Below are 20,853 nucleotides of genomic sequence, written 5' to 3'. Positions count from 1 at the left end.
GTCGTACCCAACCCCGAAATTTTACGACATGAAACGCAGCAGCTTGATCAGGCGCGCGATCTTGCTGCCATAAGGCGGATACAGATCGGCGAGCCGGTTCAGCGGCGAGCGATAGAACACCGGCTTCATCTTGCTCAAGCCGCGGAAACCCCATTCGCCGTGATAGGCGCCGATGCCCGATGCGCCGACGCCGCCCATCGGCTGATTGGCCTGCACGAAATGAAACAGGCAGTCGTTGATGGTGACGCCGCCGGACACCGTGCGGGCGAGAACCTCGTCGCGCGCCGCGTTGTCCTTGCCGAACCAGTAGAGTGCCAGCGGGCGATCGTTGGCGTTGATGTGGTCGATCGCGGCATCAGTCGTGTCGCACGCGAGCACCGGCAGGATCGGCCCGAAGATTTCTTCCTGCATCACCTTCATGTCGATGGTCGCGCCGCTCACAAAGGTCGGCGGAAACTTGCGTTTCGTCTTCCAGTCGGGATCGCTTGCTTTCGCGGGTTGTACGATAGTCGCGCCGCGCGCGGCGGCATCCTCCACCAGACTTTCCAGCCGCGCATAGTGCCTGTCGGAAACGATCGAGGTGTAGTCCTTGTTGCCGGGGCTGGTGCCGAACATGCGCGCGACCGCGCTGTTCGCCTTGGCGACGAATTCATCCGCGCTGCCGCGCGCGATCAAAACATAATCCGGCGCGATGCAGGTTTGTCCTGCATTCATCAGCTTGCCGTAGACGATGCGTTCGGCGGCCTCGGCGATGTCAGCGGTGCGGTCGATGATCGCCGGCGACTTGCCGCCGAGTTCGAGTGTAACCGGCGTCAGGTTGCGGCCAGCGGCTTCGGCCACCAGCCGTCCGACGCGGGTCGAGCCCGTGAAGATCAGATGATCGAACGGCAGGGCGGCGAATTGTTCCGAGATGTCGCCGCCGGTTACCATCAATTCCGTGTCGTCGAATTTTTCCGCGATCAGTTTTTGCAGTAACGCGGAAAATCGCGGCACCAGTTCGCTCGGCTTGATCATGACCCGGTTGCCGGCCGCGATGGCGGCTATGGCGGGCGCGAGTGTCAGTTGCAGCGGGTAATTCCATGGCGCGATGATGCCGACCACGCCGAGCGGCTGCGGCAGCAATTTGTTTTTTGCGGGAAAATACTGCAGCTCGGTGGCGACGTGTTTCGGCGCCATCCAGCGGCTGAGGTTTTTGGTGGCGTGCTTGATCTCGGCGAGCACGAATAGCGTCTCGGCAATCAGCGTTTCCGTCGAGGAGCGGTTGCCGAAATCCGCGGAAATCACCTCGGCGAATTTCTTTTCATTGTCGGCGACAATAGCGCGCAGACGGGCGAGCCGGTCGCGCCGCTCGGCGAGGGTGGGCGCCGCCGCCCGCGACAAGGCCACGGCGCGGCGGAAAATGTCGTCTATGCCGCCGGCGGCGGGATTCCTCACGGCCTGGTTCATCGGTTCCTCCCGCCCGGTTTTTGCGTACCGGTGCTCAGCTGGTTCCGTTTCAAGGCTGGTCTTTCGCAAACGTATTGGCAAGTCTGCCGCAGGGGGCGTCAGAGAGCCGAGACAAGAAGCGCGGCATTGCGGTCAGGCGTCATAAATTCGTGAAAAAGATCGCCCACAGGCCTTTCCAAAGCAGGGTGCCGTTGGTACATACCCCTCGCACCATGGGCGTTTGCCCTGGCAGCCTTCTCTCGCCTCCGGACGGGTTGGATCGACGCCATCGGCGTTGAAACGTCGTCCGTCCGCTTTTGAAGGCGCGCAACGGTTTATCGCGGGGTGGAGCAGCCCGGTAGCTCGTCAGGCTCATAACCTGAAGGTCATAGGTTCAAATCCTATCCCCGCAACCAAACACCAAGCCCTTGAAAACGTGATGTTTTCAGGGGCTTTTTGTTTTTCACCAATGTTGTCGTTTCACCACGGCAGGCCGCAGAGATCGATGGTGCCTTCGCGCAGCAGGCGCTTGATCTTGAGGACGTAGGGCGCCATCGCAGTGAACGGTGCGCGCCCGTCGGGCTGTTCGGCGTAGACGGGGCCGTTGAAGCTCTGCCAGCCGAGCTTTTCATACAGCGCCGCGTTGTGCGGTTCGCAGAACAACATGCCGAAATCGGTGCCGCGCTCCTCGGTCAGCGTGTGGATTGCCGCGTTGATCGCCAGCGCCGCATAACCGCGCCGGCGGCAGTCCTCGCGCGTCGCCACGCTGCCGATCCCGCCGATGGTCACCTTGCGGCCATTCCAGGTGCCGGTGCGGCGGGTGATCCCGACATGGCAAACGACCTCACCGTCCATCTCGATCATCACCCGGAGGTCAGGATGGGCAAACCCGATGTGCCCCCACGGCAATGCCTTGACGACCTCGGGCGGCCACACCGCCGAGAGCAGAGGCTTTGCGGCAGGCCAACTGGAATCTCCGGTCGCAATATCGATCTCGATGCTCATTTTCTTGCTCACCAAGGTCCGTGCACATCAGCGTTGTGTTTTGATCGGATGGTAAAATGACGATTCCGATGCAATCATTCTGTTTTAGTGATCTTAAGGGAAGATTCCACTATGCAGGCCGCTCAACTCAGCTCCTATCAGCGCTGGTCCATCTTGATCGGCGCGTCCGTGATGTTGAGCCTGTCGATGGGTATGCGGCAGAGCTTCGGGCTTTTCCAGCCCTCGATCCTGCATGATACCCAGATCACCAGCGCCGACTTCTCGCTCGCGACGGCAATCCAGAACATCGTCTGGGGCGTGACGCAGCCGTTCGTCGGCATGTTCGCGGATCGTTACGGTTCTCGCTATGTGATGCTCGCCGGCGTCGTCATCTACATGCTCGGCCTCGTCACCATGATTTTCTCGACCACAGCGCTGATGTTCACCCTGGGCGCCGGCATCTGCGTCGGCATCGCGCTGTCCTGCACGGCGTCGAGCATGAGCATGACGGTGTCGGCGCGCGCGGTGTCCGCCGCCAAGCGCAGCGTCACCATGGGAGCAATTTCCGCCGCCGGCTCGATCGGCCTCGTCATCGCGTCGCCGATGGCTCAGGCGCTGATTTCCAATGCCGGCTGGCAGATCGCGCTGGTCGGTTTCCTCGGGCTGGCTTTCGTCATGCTGCCGTCGGCGTTCAGCGCGGGCAAGGCCGACAAGATCGAGATCGACAAGGCGGATGATCTGAATCTCTCGCTGGGCGCGGTGGTGCAGTCGGCGCTCGGCCATTCCGGCTATGTCATCATGGCCGTGGCGTTCTTCGTCTGTGGTTTGCAGCTTGTCTTCATCACGACACACCTGCCGAACTATCTTGCGATCTGCGGCCTCGATCCGTCGCTCGGCGCGCAGGCCCTGGCGCTGATCGGACTGTTCAATGTTTTCGGGTCTTATGCGTTCGGCTGGCTCGGAGGACGTTATCCCAAGCAACTTCTGCTCGGCGGCATTTACATCGTGCGTTCACTGGCGATCGCGGTTTATTTCATCCTCCCGGCGACGCCGACTTCGACCCTCATTTTCGCGGCAGTGATGGGCTCGCTCTGGCTCGGCGTCATTCCGCTGGTGAACGGCCTCGTCGCGCAACTGTTCGGCTTGCGTTTCATGGCGACGCTGACCGGCATCGCTTTCTTCAGCCATCAGGTCGGATCGTTCATCGGCGCATGGGGCAGCGGCCTGATCTTCGATCACCTTCATAGCTACGATCTGGCGTGGAAAAGCGCGGTCATCATTGGATTGATCGCGGGATCGGTCCAGATGCTGATGAATGTGCGTCCGCCGAAGGCGAAGGATGAACTGGCCGGAGCCCTGCCCAAAGCAGCTTGAGCGTACGGCTCGCCGCGATCTGCGGCTATTCCTCGCGGCTTACCTGTTTCCCTCCCCGGGAAACCTTCTATAGTGCGCCGCGTTGACACGTCGTCACTCACAATTTGCGGAAGTAGACCCATGACTTTCACTCTCCCAAACTTGCCTTATGCCCATGATGCGCTCCAGCCTTACATGTCGAAGGAGACGCTCGAGTATCACCACGACAAGCATCATCAGGCTTACGTGACCAACGGCAACAACCTGCTGAAAGGCACCGAGTTCGAGGGCAAGTCCCTCGAGGACATCGTGAAGGGCTCGTTCGGAAAGAACGCGCCGCTCTTCAACAATGCGGGGCAGCACTACAACCATCTCCATTTCTGGAACTGGATGAAGCCCAACGGCGGTGGCGACAAGCTCCCCGGCAAGCTCGCAAAGAAGATCGACGAAGATCTCGGCGGTATCGAGAAGTTCAAGACCGATTTCGCAGCGGCCGGCGTCGGCCAGTTCGGCTCCGGCTGGGCGTGGCTCTCGGTAAAGAACGGCAAGCTCGAGATTTCCAAGACGCCGAACGGCGAAAGCCCGCTGGTGCACGGCGCGACTCCGATTCTCGGCGTCGATGTGTGGGAGCATTCCTACTACATCGACTATCGCAATCGCCGCCCTGATTATCTCAAGGCGTTCGTCGATCACCTCGTGAACTGGGAATACGTCGAGTCCCTGTTTGTAAAAGCAGTGTAAGACACCCGGATTGAAATCAAGGGGCCGCGATTCGCGGCCCCTTTTTTTGAAGCAACTCCGATGAATTTCTCATGAGCTACATTCTGGTTTTCTTCGGCGGCGGACTGGGCGCTTCGCTCAGACATGCGATCAACGTCGGTTGCGCCCGTGCGTGCGGCACCAACTTTCCTTACGGTACTTTCGTGATCAACATCACCGGATCGCTGGTGATGGGCCTCATCGCCGGATACCTCGCCTTCAAGGGCGAGGCGTCGCAGCCTTGGCGGCTGTTCATCATGACCGGCATCCTCGGCGGCTACACCACGTTCTCAGCGTTCTCGCTGGATGCGGTGCTGCTTTATGAGCGGGGCGAACTCGGCCTTGCTGCGTTTTACGCGGTGGGGTCGGTGGTTCTGTCGATCGCGGGGCTGGTAGCCGGTCTCGCGCTGTTTCGGCACTTGGCCTGAGCGGCCTCTTGTCGGCGTAGCGACCCCCGGTGACCCTTGGCGGGCCGGTGGCGGGCCTTTCAATTGAGGCTGTTGCGTTCAAGAGTGGCGGTGTCGCGCCGCAGGTGGTCGCCTATGCCGTGGCGAGGGCCTGTTTGCGGCCCAGTGGCTCATTTTGCGGGAAATCTCTTTATGTCGGCCGATTCGTCCGGTTCCGGACCGCTGTATCGACCTGTTTTGGCTTCTGGCGGCGGACTATCTGCATGATGATCGGTAAGCGGTAAGTCCCGGCTGTCATCGCGGAACCGTGGACTTGGGTTATGTTATAATATAACATTCCGAGTGAATTGAGGGGTTCCGAGCCCCGGTCCACCGATCTGGAAAGCTCCACCATGGCCCATTCCCACGGGCACACCCACACTCATGACGACGCCCACGGGCACGATCATCCGCACAGCCACACGCACAGTCATGGCCCTGCGTCGCCGCACCCCGCACAGCCGGTGGCGTGGTCGATTCTGCGCATGACGCTGGGCGCACGCCTGGCGGCCGCCATGGTCATCAGCGCCGCCCTGTGGACGGTCGTTCTGGTGGCGATGAGGTGAGCATGGCGGCGCAGATCAAGCTTCGCGACGTGACCCTGGGCTACGACCGTCATCCGGCCGTGCATCATCTCAGCGGCGAGGTCGCGGCTGGTTCGCTGGTGGCGGTGGTCGGTCCGAACGGCGCGGGCAAGTCGACGCTGTTTCGCGGCATCGTCGGTATTCTCAAGCCGCTCGCGGGTGTGATCGGGCTCGGTGGTCTCGATCCGCGCGACATCGCCTATCTGCCGCAAACTGCCGACATCGATCGCAGCTTTCCGATCTCGGTCTACGATTTCACCGGCACGGGCCTCTGGCGGCGCAAGGGAATCTTCGGCGGGCTCGGCAAGGACGAGCAGCGGCGAATCCGGGACGCGCTCGCCGCCGTCGGCCTCAGCGGCTTCGAGAACCGTCCGATCGGCACGCTTTCGGGCGGCCAGATGCAGCGCATGCTGTTTGCCCGCGTGCTGTTGCAGGACGCGCGCATGATCGTGCTGGATGAGCCGTTCAACGCCATCGACGCCAAGACGTCGTCCGATCTGATTGCGCTGGTGCGGCGCTGGCATTCGGAGCAGCGCACCGTGCTGGCGGCGCTGCATGACATGGACCTCGTGCGTGCGAATTTTCCGGAAACGCTGCTGCTGGCGCGCTCGAAGGTGGCATGGGGCAAGACCCTGGAAGTGCTGACGCCGGAAAATCTGCTGGCCGCACGGCATATGTGCGAAGCCTTTGACGACGGCGCCGCGCCCTGCGCCGATACTCCATCGCAGGCGGCGTGAGTCTCATGGTCTATGACGCGCTGATCGCGCCCTTCACCGAATTCGAATTCATGCGCCGCGCACTGGCCGGCGTGATCGCGCTGGCGCTGGGCGGCGCGCCGATTGGCGTGTTCCTGATGCTGCGGCGGATGAGCCTTGTCGGCGATGCCATGGCGCACGCGATTTTGCCGGGAGCAGCCATCGGTTTCCTGTTGTCCGGCCTCAATCTGTTCGCGATGACATTCGGTGGACTGGTGGCGGGATTCGCGGTTGCGTTTCTTGCGGGCGTGGTCGCGCGCACCACAGAACTCAAGGAAGACGCCTCACTGGCGACATTCTATCTGGTGTCGCTGGCGCTCGGCGTGACCATCGTGTCCATCAAGGGCACCAACATCGATCTGTTGCATGTGCTGTTCGGCAACATCCTGGCAATGGACGACCAGACCCTGCTGGTGATTGCGTTCAATGCCACCATCACGCTTCTCATTCTTGCGATCATCTACCGGCCGCTGGTGATCGAGTGCGTCGATCCGGTATTCCTGCGCACGGTGAGTCGCGCCGGCGCGCCCGCGCATCTGGCGTTTCTCGCGCTTGTGGTGATCAACCTGGTCAACGGCTTTCACGCGCTCGGCACATTGCTTGCGGTAGGGCTGATGGTGCTGCCCGCCGGCATCGCGCGGTTCTGGTCGCGCGACATTACCGGCATGATCGGCATCGCGGTCGCAAGCGCCACGTTGTCGGGCTATGCGGGGCTGTTGCTATCGTTCCACACCAAGGTGCCGTCTGGCCCGGCGATCATTCTGGTCGCGGCGGCGCTGTACGTGATCTCGGTGCTGTTCGGGAGCGTCAGCGGCCTCGTGCGTCAATTGTTTCCCGGCCGCCATCTCGAAGCGTGATCGGAAAAACCATGCGTTTGTTTCTGATCCTTGCCGTTACCATGTTCTCGGCCTTGAGCCCGGTGCAGGCCCAGGAGCGGCTCAATGTGGTTGCGACGTTCTCGATCCTCGGAGATTTTGCGAAAAATGTCGGCGGCGACCGCGTCAGCGTGACGACGCTGGTTGGTCCCAACAGCGACACCCACGTCTATACGCCGACGCCGTCCGACGCGAAAAAGATCACCGATGCGAAACTCGTGATTGTCAACGGGCTGGGACTGGAAGGCTGGTTGCCGCGTCTGGTCAAATCGTCCGGCAGCAAGGCCGCGACGGTCGTTGCCACGAAGGGAATCGCGACACGCAAGATCGAAGGCGGCGGCCACGATCATGGCCACGCTGGCGAAGACGCGGACCCACACGCCTGGCAATCGGTGGCCAACGCGAAGGTCTATGTCGGCAATATCCGCGATGCGTTGATGACGGCTGATCCTGCCGGTGCTGATGCCTACAAGGCCAATGCCGCGGCTTACCTGTCAAAACTCGATGCGCTTGATCGGGACGTCCGCGAGGCGATAGCGAAAATCCCGCCGGAACGCCGCAGCGTGATCTCGACCCACGATGCCTTCGGCTATTTTGCGGTGGCCTACGGCATCAAATTCATCGCGCCGCAGGGCGTCTCGACCGAATCCGAACCCAGCGCCCGGGACATCGCGGCCATTATCACTCAGATCAAAAAGCAGAAAATTCCGGCTGTTTTTCTGGAAAATGTCAGCGATCCGCGGCTGATGCGCCGGATTGCCTCCGAGACCGGGGCGAATATCGGCGGAACGCTCTATTCGGACAGTTTGACTGACGAAAAGGGGTCAGCCCCCACTTACATTGATATGGTCCGGCACAATATAAAGGCCCTGACCAGCGCGCTTTCGAGCTAGGGCAGGGGCCACCCCGCCGCCGGGCGCGCGATTGATTGCCTGGAGATTCCATGTCTGAAGCCGCTGCCACCAAAATCCCTGTGACCGTTCTGACCGGCTATCTCGGCGCCGGGAAGACCACGCTGCTGAATCGCATCCTGTCCGAAAACCACGGCAAGAAATACGCCGTGATCGTCAACGAATTCGGCGAGATCGGGATCGACAACGACCTCATCATCGGCGCGGATGAAGAAGTGTTCGAGATGAACAACGGCTGCGTCTGTTGCACGGTCCGCGGCGACCTCGTTCGCATCATCGACGGGTTGATGAAACGAAAAGGCAAGTTCGACGCCATCATTCTCGAGACGACGGGCCTCGCCGATCCCGCGCCGGTGGCGCAGACCTTCTTCGTCGATGAAGAGGTCCGCGAGAAGACCATGCTCGACGCGGTGGTGACCGTGGCTGATGCAAAGTGGCTGAGCGACCGGCTCAAGGATGCCCCGGAGGCCAAGAACCAGATCGCGTTCGCCGACGTCATCGTGCTGAACAAAACCGATCTCGTGAGCAAGGCTGAGCTGGCCGAGGTCGAGGCCCGCATTCGCGCGATCAATCCATACGCGACCCTGCACCGGACCGAGCGTGCGCAGGTGAAACTGTCGGACGTGCTGGAGCGCGGCGCGTTCGATCTCGACCGCATTCTGGAAATTGAACCGGAGTTTCTCGAGGACGGCGGTCATGACCATGACCACGATCATCACCACCACGACCATCATGGCCACGATCATCATGATCACGGCCACGCGCACGGTGGTCTGAAGCACTATCATGACGAGGATATGCAGTCGCTATCGCTGCGCACCGACAAGCCGATCGATCCCACCAAATTCATGCCATGGCTGCAGGAACTGGTCGCCAAGGATGGCGAGAAGATCCTGCGCTCCAAGGGCATCCTGTCGTTCAAGGGCGATGACGATCGCTATGTATTTCAGGGCGTGCATATGATGCTGGAGGGCGACCATCAGCGGAAATGGAAGAAAGACGAGGCGCGTGAAAGCCGTCTCGTTTTCATCGGTCGCGAGTTGCCCGAGCAGGCCATTCGTGACGGGTTCGAGAAAACCATCGCGTGATGAAAGAGTTCAATCCGGCCCCTGAGACGGCCTCCATCGTTTCCGTCACCGATCGCGTCACCAAGGTAGCGCTCGCGGCGCCCGCGACGGCCGTGCATTTCCTCGGCGAGGTCGCAGCGTTCGTCGGCGCGGAAGAAACCGTTACGTTTACGAACGGCGAAGACGACGCGAAATCTGTCGCTGTTCATGGCGGCGGCATTCTGTGTTCGGCATCGGACGGCAAACGCATCATCATGGGCGGCGACGACGGCAAACTGGTCTCCATCGACGCCAAATCAAACGTCGAGACGCTGGCGACTGATGCCAAGCGCCGCTGGATCGACAACGTGGCGCTCCATGCCGACGGCGCGGTGGCGTGGTCCGCCGGGAAGACGACTTTCGTCCGCGCGCCGAAAGGCGAGGAGAAAACGCTCGATGTGCCGTCGACCGTCGGCGGGCTGGCGTTCGCGCCGAAAGGCGTCCGGCTCGCGGTCGCGCATTACAACGGCGTGACGCTGTGGTTTCCCAACATGGGCGCCAAGCCGGAATTCCTGGAATGGAAGGGATCGCATCTCGGCGTCATCTTCAGCGCCGACAACAGGTTTCTCGTCACTTCGATGCACGAATCCGCGCTGCATGGCTGGCGGCTGGCCGACTCGCGGCACATGCGGATGACCGGATACCCGGCGCGGGTGCGCTCGATGTCATGGAGCGTCGGCGGAAAATTTCTCGCCACCTCCGGTTCGGACAGCGTGATCCTGTGGCCATTCGCGAGCAAGGACGGCCCGATGGGCAAGGAGCCGTTGATGCTTGCCCCGTTGCAAGCGAAGGCGACGGTGGTGGCCTGCCATCCGAAGGACGACATCTTCGCGGTCGGCTACAGCGATGGCACCATCCTGATGGTCCGCATTGAGGACGGTGCGGAGATCCTTGTGCGTAAAAACGCCGGCGAGCCGGTGGCGGCGCTGGCATGGAATGCAAAGGGATCGCTGCTCGCTTTCGCGGCCGAGGACGGCGATGCTGGACTGCTCAACCTGTAGTGAGTATTCAGGCGTCATGCGCTTCCTGACGACCTTTCAGACTTTAGATTTTTTGGACACCCTTGCCAGTCTGACGGCGGCATTTGTGCTGGGCACCTTGATCGGGGCCGAGCGGCAATATCGCCTGCGCACGGCCGGTCTCAGAACCAATGTGCTGGTCGCTGTCAGCGCCGCGGCCTTTGTCGATCTTGCGATGCATCTGACCGGTCAGGACGGCGCGGTACGCGTCATCGCCTACGTCGTATCCGGCATCGGCTTTCTGGGCGCCGGCGTCATCATGAAGGAAGGCATGAACGTGCGCGGCCTGAATACGGCTGCGACGCTGTGGGGTTCGGCAGCCGTCGGTTCCTGTGCAGGTGCCGACATGATCGCGCAGGCAGCCGCGCTCACGGTGTTCGTCCTTGCGGGCAACACGCTGCTGCGCCCACTGGTGAATGCTATCAACCGCAGCCCGCTGGACGCGCGCGCATCGGAGGCGACCTACGAGTTCATGCTCACGGTAGATGCGGCAGCGCTGAGCGATTTGCGCGAGCTTCTGGTCGAAAAACTTGAAGCGGCAAAGTATCCGGTGAGCGATGTCAACGTCATCGATCGCGCGGAGGGCGTCGTGGAGATCGTCGCCACGCTGGTCAGCACTGCCGTCGAAGCCAAGGAACTCGATGCCGTCGCAACCGATCTGGCGCGGCGTCCGGGCGTGCGTCATGCGACATGGGACGTCAGCACGAGTACGAAGGATTGAAACGGCGCAATAGCGCGAAAGCGACATCTATTCGTCGTCGTTGATGCGCCGGTTCCGTGTCGTCATTCACAATTCATTGAGTGCGACATCACGCACGCGTGTGAAAACAGGAACCTTCGCTCTGACGGTCCGTTGCCTTTCCATTGGGCGACGAACGGGTGCAGAGATGACTCCAGACGAAAAACGAAAAGCCAGACGAACCGACTTTCTTCTGTCCGCGTTGCTGGTCACCGCCGGATTGACGCTGTCGGGAATTTCCCTGATGCAATTGGCATCGCGCGGCGAAATCCATCTGGCGCAGGCGACGCAACCGTCGGACTCGCAACCCTCCGTGCCGGCCGGCAAGACCGATGGGCCGGCTGAATCCACGCCGGGCGGGACGCGGCCCACAACTCCCGCACCGGAGCCGGCGCGTCCCGATGCCGATGCCCAGAAGGCTGGCTCAAAGGCAGCGCTTCCGCCAGCACCGGCCGAGAAGATGGGTGAGCCGATCAAGAAGTAAAAGTTACGCGTTCAAAACAAAAAGGCCGGACATGTGTCCGGCCTTTTCCTATGCGTGTCCGTGGACTGGCGCTGTTACCACCGCACCAGAACATTCCGGAACTGCCATGGATCGCTGGTGTCGATGTCTTCCGGAAACAGTCCCGGACGATCTGTCAGCGGGGTCCAGTCGGTATAGTGGCCCTTCACCGGTCCGAGATACGGTCTCTGGATTTCAAGCAGGCGGTCGAAATCCATCTCGTCGGCTTCGACGATGCCGGCGGTCGGATTCTCCAACGCCCACACCATGCCGCCGAGTACGGCCGAGGTCACCTGCAGGCCAGTGGCGTTCTGATAGGGAGCGAGTTTCCGCGTTTCCTCGATGGAGAGCTGCGAGCCGTACCAGTAAGCGTTGTTGTCGTGGCCGTAGAGCAGCACGCCAAGCTCATCGATGCCATCGACAATCTCGTTTTCATCAAGGATGTGATGCTTCTCCTGCGCCTTAGCGGCGCGACCGAACATTTCGTGCAGCGAGAGTACCGCATCATCTGCTGGGTGATAGGCATAGTGGCAAGTCGGCCGATAGATGACCTTGTCTGACGCGTCGCGCACCGTGAAATAGTCGGAGATCGAGATTGACTCGTTGTGGGTGACGAGGAAACCGTATTGCGCGCCGCGGGTCGGACACCAGGTGCGCACGCGCGTGTTGGCGCCGGGCTGCATCAGATAAATCGCCGCGCCGCAGCCGGCTTCGTGCGTGTGTGCGTTTTCAGGCATCCACTTTTCGTGGGTGCCCCAGCCGAGTTCGGACGGCTGCACGCCTTCCGACAGGAAGCCTTCCACCGACCACGTGTTGACGAATACGTCCGGCTCTTTCGGTTTCTTCGAGCGCTGGGTATCGCGTTCGGCGATGTGGATGCCTTTGATGCCGGCCTGGCGCATCAGGTCCGCCCATTCGCCCTTTGTCTTCGGTTTAGGGGCGTTGAGCTTGAGGTCAGAGGCCACATTCAGCAGGGCCTGCTTGACGAAGAACGAGACCATGCCAGGGTTGGCGCCACAGCACGACACGGCCGTCGTCGAGCCTGCGGGACGGGCCTTCTTTGCGGCCAGCGTATTCTCGCGCAGGGCGTAGTTGGAACGCGCTTCCGGCCCCTTCGACGCATCGAAATAGAAGCCGAGCCAGGGTTCATTGACCGTGTCGATATAGAGCGCGCCGAGCTCGTTGCAGAGCTCCATGATGTCGGTAGAACCGGTGTCGACTGAAAGGTTGACGCAGAAACCCTGGCCACCGCCTTCGGTAAGCAGCGGAGTCAGCAGTTCGCGGTAATTGTCCTTGGTTAGGCCCTGCTGGATGAAGCGCACATTGTGCTTCTCGCAATGCGCCTTGCGGCCTTCATCCTTGGGATCGATCACCGTGATGCGCGACCTGTCGTAGTCGAGGTGCCGCTCGATCAGCGGCAGCGTACCTTTGCCGATAGAGCCGAAGCCGACCATGACGATCGGGCCGCTGATGCGCGCGTGAACAGGGCTTGTGCTCAAGATAGTAACTCCAGATCAGACAGGGACATGCTGCCGCGAAGACCTACGGCAACTTGGGGGGGACGGCAACGCCGCTTTGGCGTCAGCTTTTCATAAAACGGTCTTGAAACCGCGCTTCAGCGGCCATCAGTCGTGCGACGGATAGGCCTTGAGCACGGTCAGGGAGCGCCAACGGCCGCCCGGCGTCTGGAACTCGATGGTCTGTCCCGCGGACAGACCGATCAGCGCCGCGCCGATCGGGGTCAGAATGGAAATCTTCCCGGTCTCGACATCCGCAGCCTCTGGATACACCAGAGTCACGGTTCGCTCCTGCGTGCTGATGTCGTCGCGGAACGTGACGTCGGAATTCATCGTCACAAGTCCGGGCAGAACGCGGGCGTCAGGCAGCACCTCGGCGCGCTCGATCTCGCGCGCGAGAAAATCGGTCGTCTGCGGATATTTCATGGCCGCCGCTTCCGCGAGATTTCGCAGCCGATCGATGTCGGACAGGCGCAAGGAAATTGGCGGAAGTTGTGGTTGCAGGTGGCTGATCATCATATTCACCGTCAAGCTGCTGTGGGACCGGAAGGGTCGGGGTTTTCTTCGTTGGCGCGGGCGAAATTCTTCATGTCCCGGCGCTGCAAAAGCGAAACCACCCCGGCCGGCGGATCGAGATTTTCCACCGTGGCGGTGTGCTTCACGCCATCAATTCCGGCGTAGCGGATACGGGCACCGGCATGGAGCCCGACAAGCGCTGCGCCAAGCGGCGACAAGACGGAGAGATGCATCTGATTGTTCCGGAAGTCGCCGGGCAGAACGAGAACGCGGCTTTCAAGAGGTTCTCCGTCATCCGCGCGAAACGTCACCCATTCGTTCAGACGAACGGATCGCGACGGCACGGCAGATGGATCGTAAACGGTCGCGCGATCCAGTTCGGACAACAGGAATTGTCCGATCGGATGGCGGCTGTTGACGGCCTGTACCGCTACCTGCTTGAGCGGGCGAAGATCGCCGGAGGCGATGCTGACCGGCGGAATGGAATTCGACATCATGATGCGCCTCGCAACGCGACGCCGCGGCATCGTGGATGCCGAGCGTCTTCAATCTTCAGTTGGGAGAGGGGAACAGCAATAACCCGGGACGGCGCGGACGCGCGTCCGCCCGGGTCACCTTCGGGTTTGAAGGCGACCTGCGTGAAGCAGCAAGCGGTTATTGCAAATGTTCGACATGATGATCTTAAGCTAGGGTGGCCGGCAGGAAAGTCAACGGACCAACTGCGACATGTTGGCTCGCATACGAGCCAACATCCTGGTGAATTTCATCCGATATGACGTCAGGCGTTCCAGCGCGTAAGGTGCTGCCCTGCGTCAGGCCGAGCGGCGCTTCGCCGTGACTTCGATCTCGACCTTCATCTCCGGCTTGTAGAGGGCGGAGACCGCAACGATCGTTGCCGCCGGACGGATATCGCCGAGCGTTTCTCCGCACACGGCGAACACCGCGTCGAAGTCCTTGGCGTCGGTCACGTAATAGGTCGCGCGGACGAGGTCGGCCATCTCGAAGCCGCCTTCCTTCAGCGCAGTGCCGATGACTTTGAAGCAATTGCGCGTCTGTTCGGCGACGTCTTCGGGCAGGACTTTCGTAACGGGATCATAGCCCGTGGTGCCGGCGACGAAGCAGAAGTCGCCATCGACGACGGCGCGGCTGTAGCCCGCGATTTTCTCGAACGGCGATCCGGATGAAATCAGGCGGCGGGTCATGTCGTGAACCTCATAAAAGCGGCATTGCGCGCGAGTTTGAAGCCCACGCAATGCCGCGTCTTGGCGCTCAAATCAAGCGGCTATAGAGGGTCCAAATCGGGCCCGTTAAAACCCGCCAGGCTGCGGTTTAGTTGCGCCGTGGCGTTCTCGTCGAGATGCGGATCGCGCTGAGAACCGGACGCCGCGTCGGCGAACGCCACCAGCGCCGGAACAGATCGGTTGAAAGCTGAAAAGCAAAAAGGAGCATCATCATGGCCCTCACTCGCGACGGTTTGTTCATGGCGTGACCGATCACGCTGCGCGGAGCGCAAGCCGGCGGGTTTTCCCGCCCGTCTTGGCGCGGGGCGTCCGCGCCTTCATGCCGGTGGCCACGATCATGCCCCAAGCTTCGTCCAGCGCGCCCTCACGCAGTTCGACCGCCAGCAGCCGGTCGCGCTCGAACGGGCCGGGCAGTGACAGTTCGCCGGTTGTCTCGGCTGAGAAGCCGAAGCGGGCGTAATAGGCCGCATCGCCGCGCAGGATGACGGCGCCGTGGCCGCGCGCCTTCGCGGCCGCCAGCGCGTGCGTCATCAGCGCCGCGCCGACGCCGAGCTTGCGGCAGGAGGCTTCAACGGCCAGCGGGCCGAGCACCAGCGCCGGAATGCCACCGGCGCTGACGTGCCACAACCGCACGGTACCGACCACGCGCCCTTCATGCACCGCGGAGAAGGCGAGGCCTTCGGCGGGCGCACGTCCGTCGCGCAGTCGCTGACAGGTGCGCGCATGACGGCCTTCGCCGAAGCACGCATCCAGCAGCGCTTCACGCGCAACGACGTCCGAGGCCCGCTCCGCACGGATCGCGAACGGAGCAGCGTCGGTGGTGAGGGCGGTGGTCTTTTTCCAAACAGCAGTCATGGCACGTCAGTCCCCACTCCAAACGGACAAGCGTCCGCGGAGTGTTGTCAGCAAAATCGCGATGTGACGGGATGGAAGCCGGCGGACCGGCTTCCGTTCTCTCGAAAGAACCGGATGCGCTCGGGCGCAAAACCGGTTCCCACTTTTGCTAGCGCATCTGGCGCAGCGATCAGATGTGGTAGGTCTTCAGCGGCGGGATACCGTTGAAAGCCACCGACGAGTAGGTCGACGTATACGCACCCGTGCCTTCGATCAGCAGCTTGTCGCCGATCTCGAGCGTGACGGGCAGCGGGTACGGCACCTTCTCGTACAGCACGTCGGCCGAGTCGCAGGTCGGGCCGGCGAGAATGCACGGAGCCATATCCGCGCCGTCGTGCGGCGTCTTGATCGCGTAGCGGATCGACTCGTCCATCGTCTCGGCGAGGCCGCCGAACTTGCCGATGTCGAGATAGACCCAACGGTTCTCGTCGTCGTCACTCTTCTTGGAGATCAGAACGACTTCCGTCTCGATGATGCCCGCGTTGCCGACCATGCCCCGGCCCGGCTCGATGATGGTCTCCGGGATCTGGTTGCCGAAGTGCTTGCGAAGCGCACGGAAGATCGACCGGCCGTACTGCACGACAGGAGGAACGTCCTTGAGGTACTTCGTCGGGAATCCGCCGCCCATGTTGACCATGGACAGGTTGATCCCACGCTCGGCGCAGTCACGGAACACCGTCGAGGCCATCGCCAGCGCGCGATCCCACGCCTTCACCTTGCGCTGCTGCGAACCGACGTGGAACGAAATGCCCACCGGCTCCAGGCCAAGACGCTTGGCGAGGTCGAGAACGTCGACTGCCATTTCCGGGTCGCAACCGAACTTGCGCGACAGCGGCCACTCGGCGCCTGCGCAGTCATAAAGAATGCGGCAGAACACCTTCGCGCCGGGCGCGGCACGGGCGATCTTCTCGACTTCGGCCGAGCAGTCGACTGCGAACAGGCGAATGCCGAGCGCGAAGGCGCGCGCGATGTCCCGCTCTTTCTTGATCGTGTTGCCATAGGAGATGCGATCGGGCGTCGCACCGGCAGCCAGCGCCATCTCGATTTCGGCGACGGTCGCGGTGTCGAAGCACGAGCCCATCGAGGCCAGCAGCGACAGCACCTCCGGCGACGGGTTCGCCTTCACCGCGTAGAACACGCGTGAGTCAGGGAGCGCCTTCGCGAAGGTCTGGTAGTTGTCGCGCACGACTTCGAGGTCGACGACGAGACATGGCTCGGTGTCGAGGCCCTCGCTGCGGCGGTTGCGCAGGAATTCCTGGATACGATCGGTCATAGCACTCTCCCAAACGGCCCTGCCAAACGATCTGGCGATGAACCGTCCAAAAAATGATGTCGGATATGAGCGCTTTGGCTGTCACGCGATGGAGGCGCGACCGAAGCCATAACACTCAGACCAAACTGTGCTGCCGTGGATTGGTTGGGAAAGCTCCCGCCCGCACACCTGGCAATGAAGGACAAGCCTCTTCGGTATTCGCGCTGGCTGGTGGAAAGCCAACAGAGACCAAAAAAGCCCGATCCGTCGTTGCTTTAAGTCGCGTCCCCCGTTGAGAGCGGGGTGCGCCGGTTCGCCTCCGGCTGCCAGTCACGGTTGCAAGGAGCAAAGTCGCCTTCAACGGCATCCCTGGAGAGAGATGCTGGCCTCTTAAGTCCAGACTGACCTAAGCGACCCTCGGCTTCTTCGTCCCTTGGCGGCTGTCCGGCCTCTTGTCCGGATACCTACCGACTGACACACGACCACAGGCACGTGCGAAATTGGGCAAGGGTGAAATATGAGTTTTGACTCGGTGGTGCAAGTATTTTTTTGCCCGCGAGGCAAGTTTCCCCAGCGCGTGATCGAAATGTCGCGCGGGCATTAACGAACGGCGAGGAAAGATGAACGCGCGTTAAGTTTTCAACGCGCGTGCAGTCTCAGATCTTGCGGGTAAACGGCTCGACGCGCTGAGCGCCGCGCACGAACGCAATCATGATGGCGACTCCGATCAGGAAGAGCACGATCTGGACGATGTGAGCGCCGGTGTCGCTGAGGCCGAACAGGATCGCGAGCGCCCAGCCGCCGGCAAAAGCCGCGCCGAACACCTCGGCGCCGATCAGGATGGCGGCGCTGATGACGGTGACGACACTGGGCCACGCGATTTCGCGGGCATTGGCTTCGAGCTTCTTGGCATTCATGACTTTGTGATCCCGTTCGGGCGGCAATCTCTGCGAAATCGTCGTCTCAATCAAGCCGTAAAGGCGTAAAAAAGCCTCACCGGATGATATACAGAAGTCCGGAAAATCGCTGCAATTAAGGCTCCAAGAAGGCCTGCATAAAGGTTCACATGTCAGAAGCCGCCAAGTCTTCCCCTGTCGCCAAGCCTGCCGACGCCGCGTCCTCATCTCACGCCAACCCACTGCTGGCGGCCTGGCGGACCCCGTTCGAGACGCCGCCTTTTACCGACATCCGGCCCGAGCATTTCCTGCCTGCCTTCGACAAGGCCTTCGCCGACCATTCGGCGGAGATCGAGGCCATCAAGGCCGATCCTGCGGAGCCCACGTTCGAGAACACCATCACGGCGCAGGAGCGCGCGGGCAAGCTGCTCTCCAGGGTGGCGGGCGTGTTCTACGATCTGGTCTCGGCGCACTCCAATCCGGAGCTTCTCAAGATCGAGACCGAGGTGGCGCTCAGAATGGCGCGGCACTGGAATCCGATCACCATGGACGCCAAGCTGTTCGCCCGCGTCTCGAAGCTCCACGACAAGGCCGCCTCGCTCAAGCTGACGCCGGAGCAGGCGCGGCTGCTGGAGCGGACCTGGACCGGCTTCCACCGCGCCGGCGCTGGCCTCTCCGAGGCCGCCAAGGCGCGGACGGCGGAAATCAACGAGCGGCTGGCGCATCTGGCGACCTCGTTTAGCCACCATCTGCTCGGCGACGAGCAGGACTGGACCATGGAGCTTGGCGCAGACGATCTCGCCGGTCTGCCTGCCAGCTTCGTCGCCGCCGCCAAGGCTGCTGCGGAAGAGCGCGGCCAGCCCGGCAAGATGGTGGTGACGCTGTCGCGGTCCTTCGTCGAGCCGTTTCTGAAGGATTCCAGCCGCCGCGACCTGCGCGAGAAGGTCTTCAAGGCCTTCACCGCCCGTGGCGACAACCGGAACGACAACGACAACAGCGCGATCATCCTCGAGGTTTTGAGGTTGCGCGAGGAGCGGGCGAAGCTGCTCGGTTATCCGAGCTTCGCCGCCTACCGTCTTGAAGACTCCATGGCCAAGACCCCGGAGGCCGTCCGCGGCCTCCTTGAGCGGGTCTGGAAGCCGGCGCGGGCCCGTGCGATGGCCGACCGCGACGCCTTGCAGGGGCTGATCGCGGAGGAGGGCGGCAACTTCAAGCTCGCCGCCTGGGACTGGCGCTACTACGCCGAGAAGCTGCGCCAGCGCCGCGCCAATTTCGACGACGCCGCGATCAAGCCGTATCTGGCGCTCGACCACATGATCGACGCCGCGTTCGACTGCGCGACGCGGCTGTTCGGCCTGACCTTCACCGAGCGCAAGGATGTGCCTGTCTGGCATCCGGACGTGCGGGTGTGGGAGGTGAAGGACGCCAAGGGGAATCACAAGGCGCTGTTCTACGGCGACTACTTCGCGCGGCCCTCGAAGCGCTCGGGCGCGTGGATGACCTCGCTGCGCGACCAGCAGAAGCTCGACGGCGATGTCGCGCCCCTGATCATCAACGTCTGCAATTTCTCGAAAGGCACCGACGGCCAGCCCTCGCTGCTGTCGCCCGATGACGCCCGCACGCTGTTCCACGAGTTCGGCCACGGCCTGCACGGCATGTTGTCGAACGTGATGTATCCGTCGCTGTCCGGCACCAGCGTGTTCACCGATTTCGTCGAACTGCCGTCGCAGCTTTACGAGCACTGGCAGGAACGGCCGGAGGTGCTGCAGAAATTCGCGCGGCATTACCAGACCGGCGAACCGCTGCCGGGAGATCTGCTCAAGCGCTTCATCGCCGCGCGCAAGTTCAATCAGGGGTTCGCCACGGTGGAATTCGTTTCTTCCGCGCTGATGGACCTCGAATTCCACACCCAGCCGGCGGCCTCGATCACCGACGTGCGTGCGTTCGAGAAGCAGGAGCTCGATAAAATCGGTATGCCCGCCGAGATTTCGCTGCGTCACCGGCCGCAGCAGTTCGGCCACATTTTCTCCGGCGATCACTATGCGTCGGGCTACTACAGCTACATGTGGTCCGAGGTGATGGACGCGGATGCGTTCGGCGCGTTCGAGGAAGCCCACGACATCTTCGACCCGGCGGTGGCGAAACGCCTGCACGACGACATTTATTCGTCGGGCGGATCGCGCGATCCGGAAGATGCCTATGTCGCCTTCCGTGGCCGCAAGCCGGAGCCGGACGCGCTGCTGCGCCGTCGTGGCCTGCTCAACGAACCTGAAGCTGCATAGGGCATGATCCCGAAAAGTGGGAACCGGTTTTCGGAAAAGATCATGCCCAAACAAGAGATCAAAGATTGCTCATGACCGCCACCATGCGTCGCCTCATTCAGTGCCTGAGTCTTGTAGCGATGCTTGCACTCGGCACGGGTGCCGCGCAGGCGCATCCGCATGTCTGGATCGTCGCCAAGAGCCAGTTGGTCTACGCGCCCGACGGGTCGATCACCGGCGTGCGCCACGCCTGGACCTTCGACGACATGTTCTCGACCTATGCGCTGCAAGGTCTGGAGCAGAAGACCAAGGGCGTCTACACCCGCGAGGAACTGGCGGCGCTGGCGCAGACCAACGTGGAATCGTTGAAAGAATATGCGTTCTTCACGTTCGCCAAGGCGGGCGCCACTGGCAGCCAGAAGAAAGAGAAATTCAACGACCCGGTCGACTACTATCTTGAATACAAGGACTCGGCGCTGACGCTTCACTTCACGCTGCCGTTCAAGACGCCGTTCAAGACGTCCGCGCTGGCGCTCGAAGTGTTCGATCCGGCTTACTTCATCGATTTTCAGTTGAACGAGAAAGATCCGGTCACGCTGGTCGGCGCGCCGGCCAACTGCAAGCTGGCGGTTCAGCGCCCGAGCGACGGCAGCGCGCAGGCGCAGAAGATGAATGAGGACACGTTCCTCAACGGCGACAATTCGAACTACGGTGCAATGTTCGCCAACAAGATCAGCGTGGATTGCCCGCAATGATGGCAGAGTTTTGTCATTCCGGGGCGCGAGCAACGCGAGCGAACCCGGAATCCAGAATCACAA

General features: G+C 61.8%; 22 protein-coding genes and 1 tRNA gene. 14 read left to right on the top strand and 9 right to left on the bottom strand.

The features are described 5' to 3' along the window. Positions 1-21: 21 nt before the first annotated feature. The gene (locus tag AC07UB_RS18085; protein ID WP_494654229.1) at positions 22-1,446 is read right to left on the bottom strand and encodes a coniferyl aldehyde dehydrogenase; all 1,425 of its coding nucleotides are present in this window, start codon (positions 1,444-1,446) and stop codon (positions 22-24) included. Between the two features lie 318 nt (positions 1,447-1,764). Here AC07UB_RS18085 and AC07UB_RS18080 point away from each other — a divergent pair. Continuing rightward, positions 1,765-1,841: transfer RNA gene (locus tag AC07UB_RS18080), tRNA-Met, on the top strand. Positions 1,842-1,905: 64 nt separating this feature from the next. On the opposite strand, the gene AC07UB_RS18075 is transcribed toward AC07UB_RS18080, so the two are convergent. After that, entirely contained in the window at positions 1,906-2,430 is a 525-nt protein-coding gene (locus AC07UB_RS18075) for a GNAT family N-acetyltransferase (protein WP_494654231.1), read from the bottom strand. A gap of 111 nt (positions 2,431-2,541) precedes the next feature. Between AC07UB_RS18075 and AC07UB_RS18070 the strand changes: the two genes are divergently transcribed. The 11 genes from AC07UB_RS18070 to AC07UB_RS18020 all read left to right on the top strand — a co-directional run bounded on the left by AC07UB_RS18070 (position 2,542) and on the right by AC07UB_RS18020 (position 11,440). After that, on the top strand, positions 2,542-3,783 hold the full coding sequence (locus AC07UB_RS18070) for an MFS transporter (protein ID WP_492790828.1): 1,242 nt from the start codon (positions 2,542-2,544) through the stop codon (positions 3,781-3,783). Between the two features lie 120 nt (positions 3,784-3,903). Continuing rightward, positions 3,904-4,503 (top strand): superoxide dismutase, encoded by a 600-nt coding sequence (locus tag AC07UB_RS18065; RefSeq protein WP_494654233.1) that lies wholly within the window; start codon positions 3,904-3,906, stop codon positions 4,501-4,503. A 71-nt stretch (positions 4,504-4,574) separates the two neighbouring features. Next, on the top strand, positions 4,575-4,949 hold the full coding sequence (gene crcB, locus AC07UB_RS18060) for a fluoride efflux transporter CrcB (RefSeq protein ID WP_494654234.1): 375 nt from the start codon (positions 4,575-4,577) through the stop codon (positions 4,947-4,949). 371 nt (positions 4,950-5,320) lie between these two features. Next, positions 5,321-5,533, top strand: coding sequence for a hypothetical protein (locus tag AC07UB_RS18055; RefSeq protein WP_494654752.1), 213 nt, complete (start codon positions 5,321-5,323; stop codon positions 5,531-5,533). Between the two features lie 2 nt (positions 5,534-5,535). Next, positions 5,536-6,288, top strand: coding sequence for a metal ABC transporter ATP-binding protein (locus AC07UB_RS18050; protein WP_492790824.1), 753 nt, complete (start codon positions 5,536-5,538; stop codon positions 6,286-6,288). A 5-nt stretch (positions 6,289-6,293) separates the two neighbouring features. Beyond that, positions 6,294-7,163 (top strand): metal ABC transporter permease, encoded by an 870-nt coding sequence (locus tag AC07UB_RS18045; RefSeq protein ID WP_494654754.1) that lies wholly within the window; start codon positions 6,294-6,296, stop codon positions 7,161-7,163. An 11-nt stretch (positions 7,164-7,174) separates the two neighbouring features. Beyond that, the gene (locus AC07UB_RS18040) at positions 7,175-8,074 is read left to right on the top strand and encodes a metal ABC transporter substrate-binding protein (protein ID WP_494654236.1); all 900 of its coding nucleotides are present in this window, start codon (positions 7,175-7,177) and stop codon (positions 8,072-8,074) included. 50 nt (positions 8,075-8,124) lie between these two features. Continuing rightward, a complete protein-coding gene (locus AC07UB_RS18035) occupies positions 8,125-9,180 on the top strand; it encodes a CobW family GTP-binding protein (protein WP_492790822.1) in 1,056 nt (351 codons plus the stop codon). Beyond that, the gene (locus AC07UB_RS18030) at positions 9,180-10,199 is read left to right on the top strand and encodes a WD40 repeat domain-containing protein (RefSeq protein ID WP_492792698.1); all 1,020 of its coding nucleotides are present in this window, start codon (positions 9,180-9,182) and stop codon (positions 10,197-10,199) included. Before AC07UB_RS18035 ends, AC07UB_RS18030 begins: the two co-directional genes overlap by 1 nt. A 16-nt stretch (positions 10,200-10,215) precedes the next feature. Beyond that, entirely contained in the window at positions 10,216-10,938 is a 723-nt protein-coding gene (locus AC07UB_RS18025) for an MgtC/SapB family protein (protein WP_492792697.1), read from the top strand. Positions 10,939-11,104: 166 nt separating this feature from the next. Next, the gene (locus AC07UB_RS18020; RefSeq protein ID WP_492790821.1) at positions 11,105-11,440 is read left to right on the top strand and encodes a hypothetical protein; all 336 of its coding nucleotides are present in this window, start codon (positions 11,105-11,107) and stop codon (positions 11,438-11,440) included. Positions 11,441-11,514: 74 nt separating this feature from the next. Here AC07UB_RS18020 and AC07UB_RS18015 read toward each other — a convergent pair whose 3' ends face one another. The 7 genes from AC07UB_RS18015 to AC07UB_RS17985 all read right to left on the bottom strand — a co-directional run bounded on the left by AC07UB_RS18015 (position 11,515) and on the right by AC07UB_RS17985 (position 17,795). Beyond that, a complete protein-coding gene (locus AC07UB_RS18015; protein ID WP_494654757.1) occupies positions 11,515-12,912 on the bottom strand; it encodes a homospermidine synthase in 1,398 nt (465 codons plus the stop codon). 171 nt (positions 12,913-13,083) lie between these two features. Next, a complete protein-coding gene (gene rnk / locus AC07UB_RS18010; RefSeq protein WP_492792695.1) occupies positions 13,084-13,491 on the bottom strand; it encodes a nucleoside diphosphate kinase regulator in 408 nt (135 codons plus the stop codon). A gap of 11 nt (positions 13,492-13,502) precedes the next feature. Further along, on the bottom strand, positions 13,503-13,988 hold the full coding sequence (locus AC07UB_RS18005) for a GreA/GreB family elongation factor (protein WP_492790820.1): 486 nt from the start codon (positions 13,986-13,988) through the stop codon (positions 13,503-13,505). Positions 13,989-14,303: 315 nt separating this feature from the next. Continuing rightward, a complete protein-coding gene (locus AC07UB_RS18000) occupies positions 14,304-14,693 on the bottom strand; it encodes a RidA family protein (protein WP_492790819.1) in 390 nt (129 codons plus the stop codon). Positions 14,694-14,984: 291 nt separating this feature from the next. Then, a complete protein-coding gene (locus AC07UB_RS17995; RefSeq protein WP_492790818.1) occupies positions 14,985-15,587 on the bottom strand; it encodes a GNAT family N-acetyltransferase in 603 nt (200 codons plus the stop codon). A 169-nt stretch (positions 15,588-15,756) separates the two neighbouring features. Beyond that, the gene (locus AC07UB_RS17990) at positions 15,757-16,899 is read right to left on the bottom strand and encodes a type III PLP-dependent enzyme (RefSeq protein WP_492790817.1); all 1,143 of its coding nucleotides are present in this window, start codon (positions 16,897-16,899) and stop codon (positions 15,757-15,759) included. Between the two features lie 635 nt (positions 16,900-17,534). Next, a complete protein-coding gene (locus tag AC07UB_RS17985) occupies positions 17,535-17,795 on the bottom strand; it encodes a hypothetical protein (RefSeq protein ID WP_492790816.1) in 261 nt (86 codons plus the stop codon). Positions 17,796-17,944: 149 nt separating this feature from the next. On the opposite strand from AC07UB_RS17985, the gene AC07UB_RS17980 reads away from it, so the two are divergent. Both AC07UB_RS17980 and AC07UB_RS17975 read left to right on the top strand, forming a co-directional pair. Continuing rightward, positions 17,945-20,056, top strand: a complete 2,112-nt coding sequence (locus tag AC07UB_RS17980; protein ID WP_494654240.1) for a M3 family metallopeptidase — start codon at positions 17,945-17,947, stop codon at positions 20,054-20,056. Between the two features lie 83 nt (positions 20,057-20,139). Further along, positions 20,140-20,790 carry a DUF1007 family protein gene (locus AC07UB_RS17975; RefSeq protein WP_492792694.1) on the top strand — a complete coding sequence of 217 codons (651 nt, stop codon included), beginning with the start codon at positions 20,140-20,142 and terminating at the stop codon, positions 20,788-20,790. The last annotated feature ends 63 nt before the right edge of the window (positions 20,791-20,853 follow it).

Source organism: Afipia sp. GW821-FHT04G03, assembly GCF_059419985.1.
Note: the sequence above shows the minus strand (reverse complement) of the source record. Positions and strands in the feature narration are given on the sequence as shown.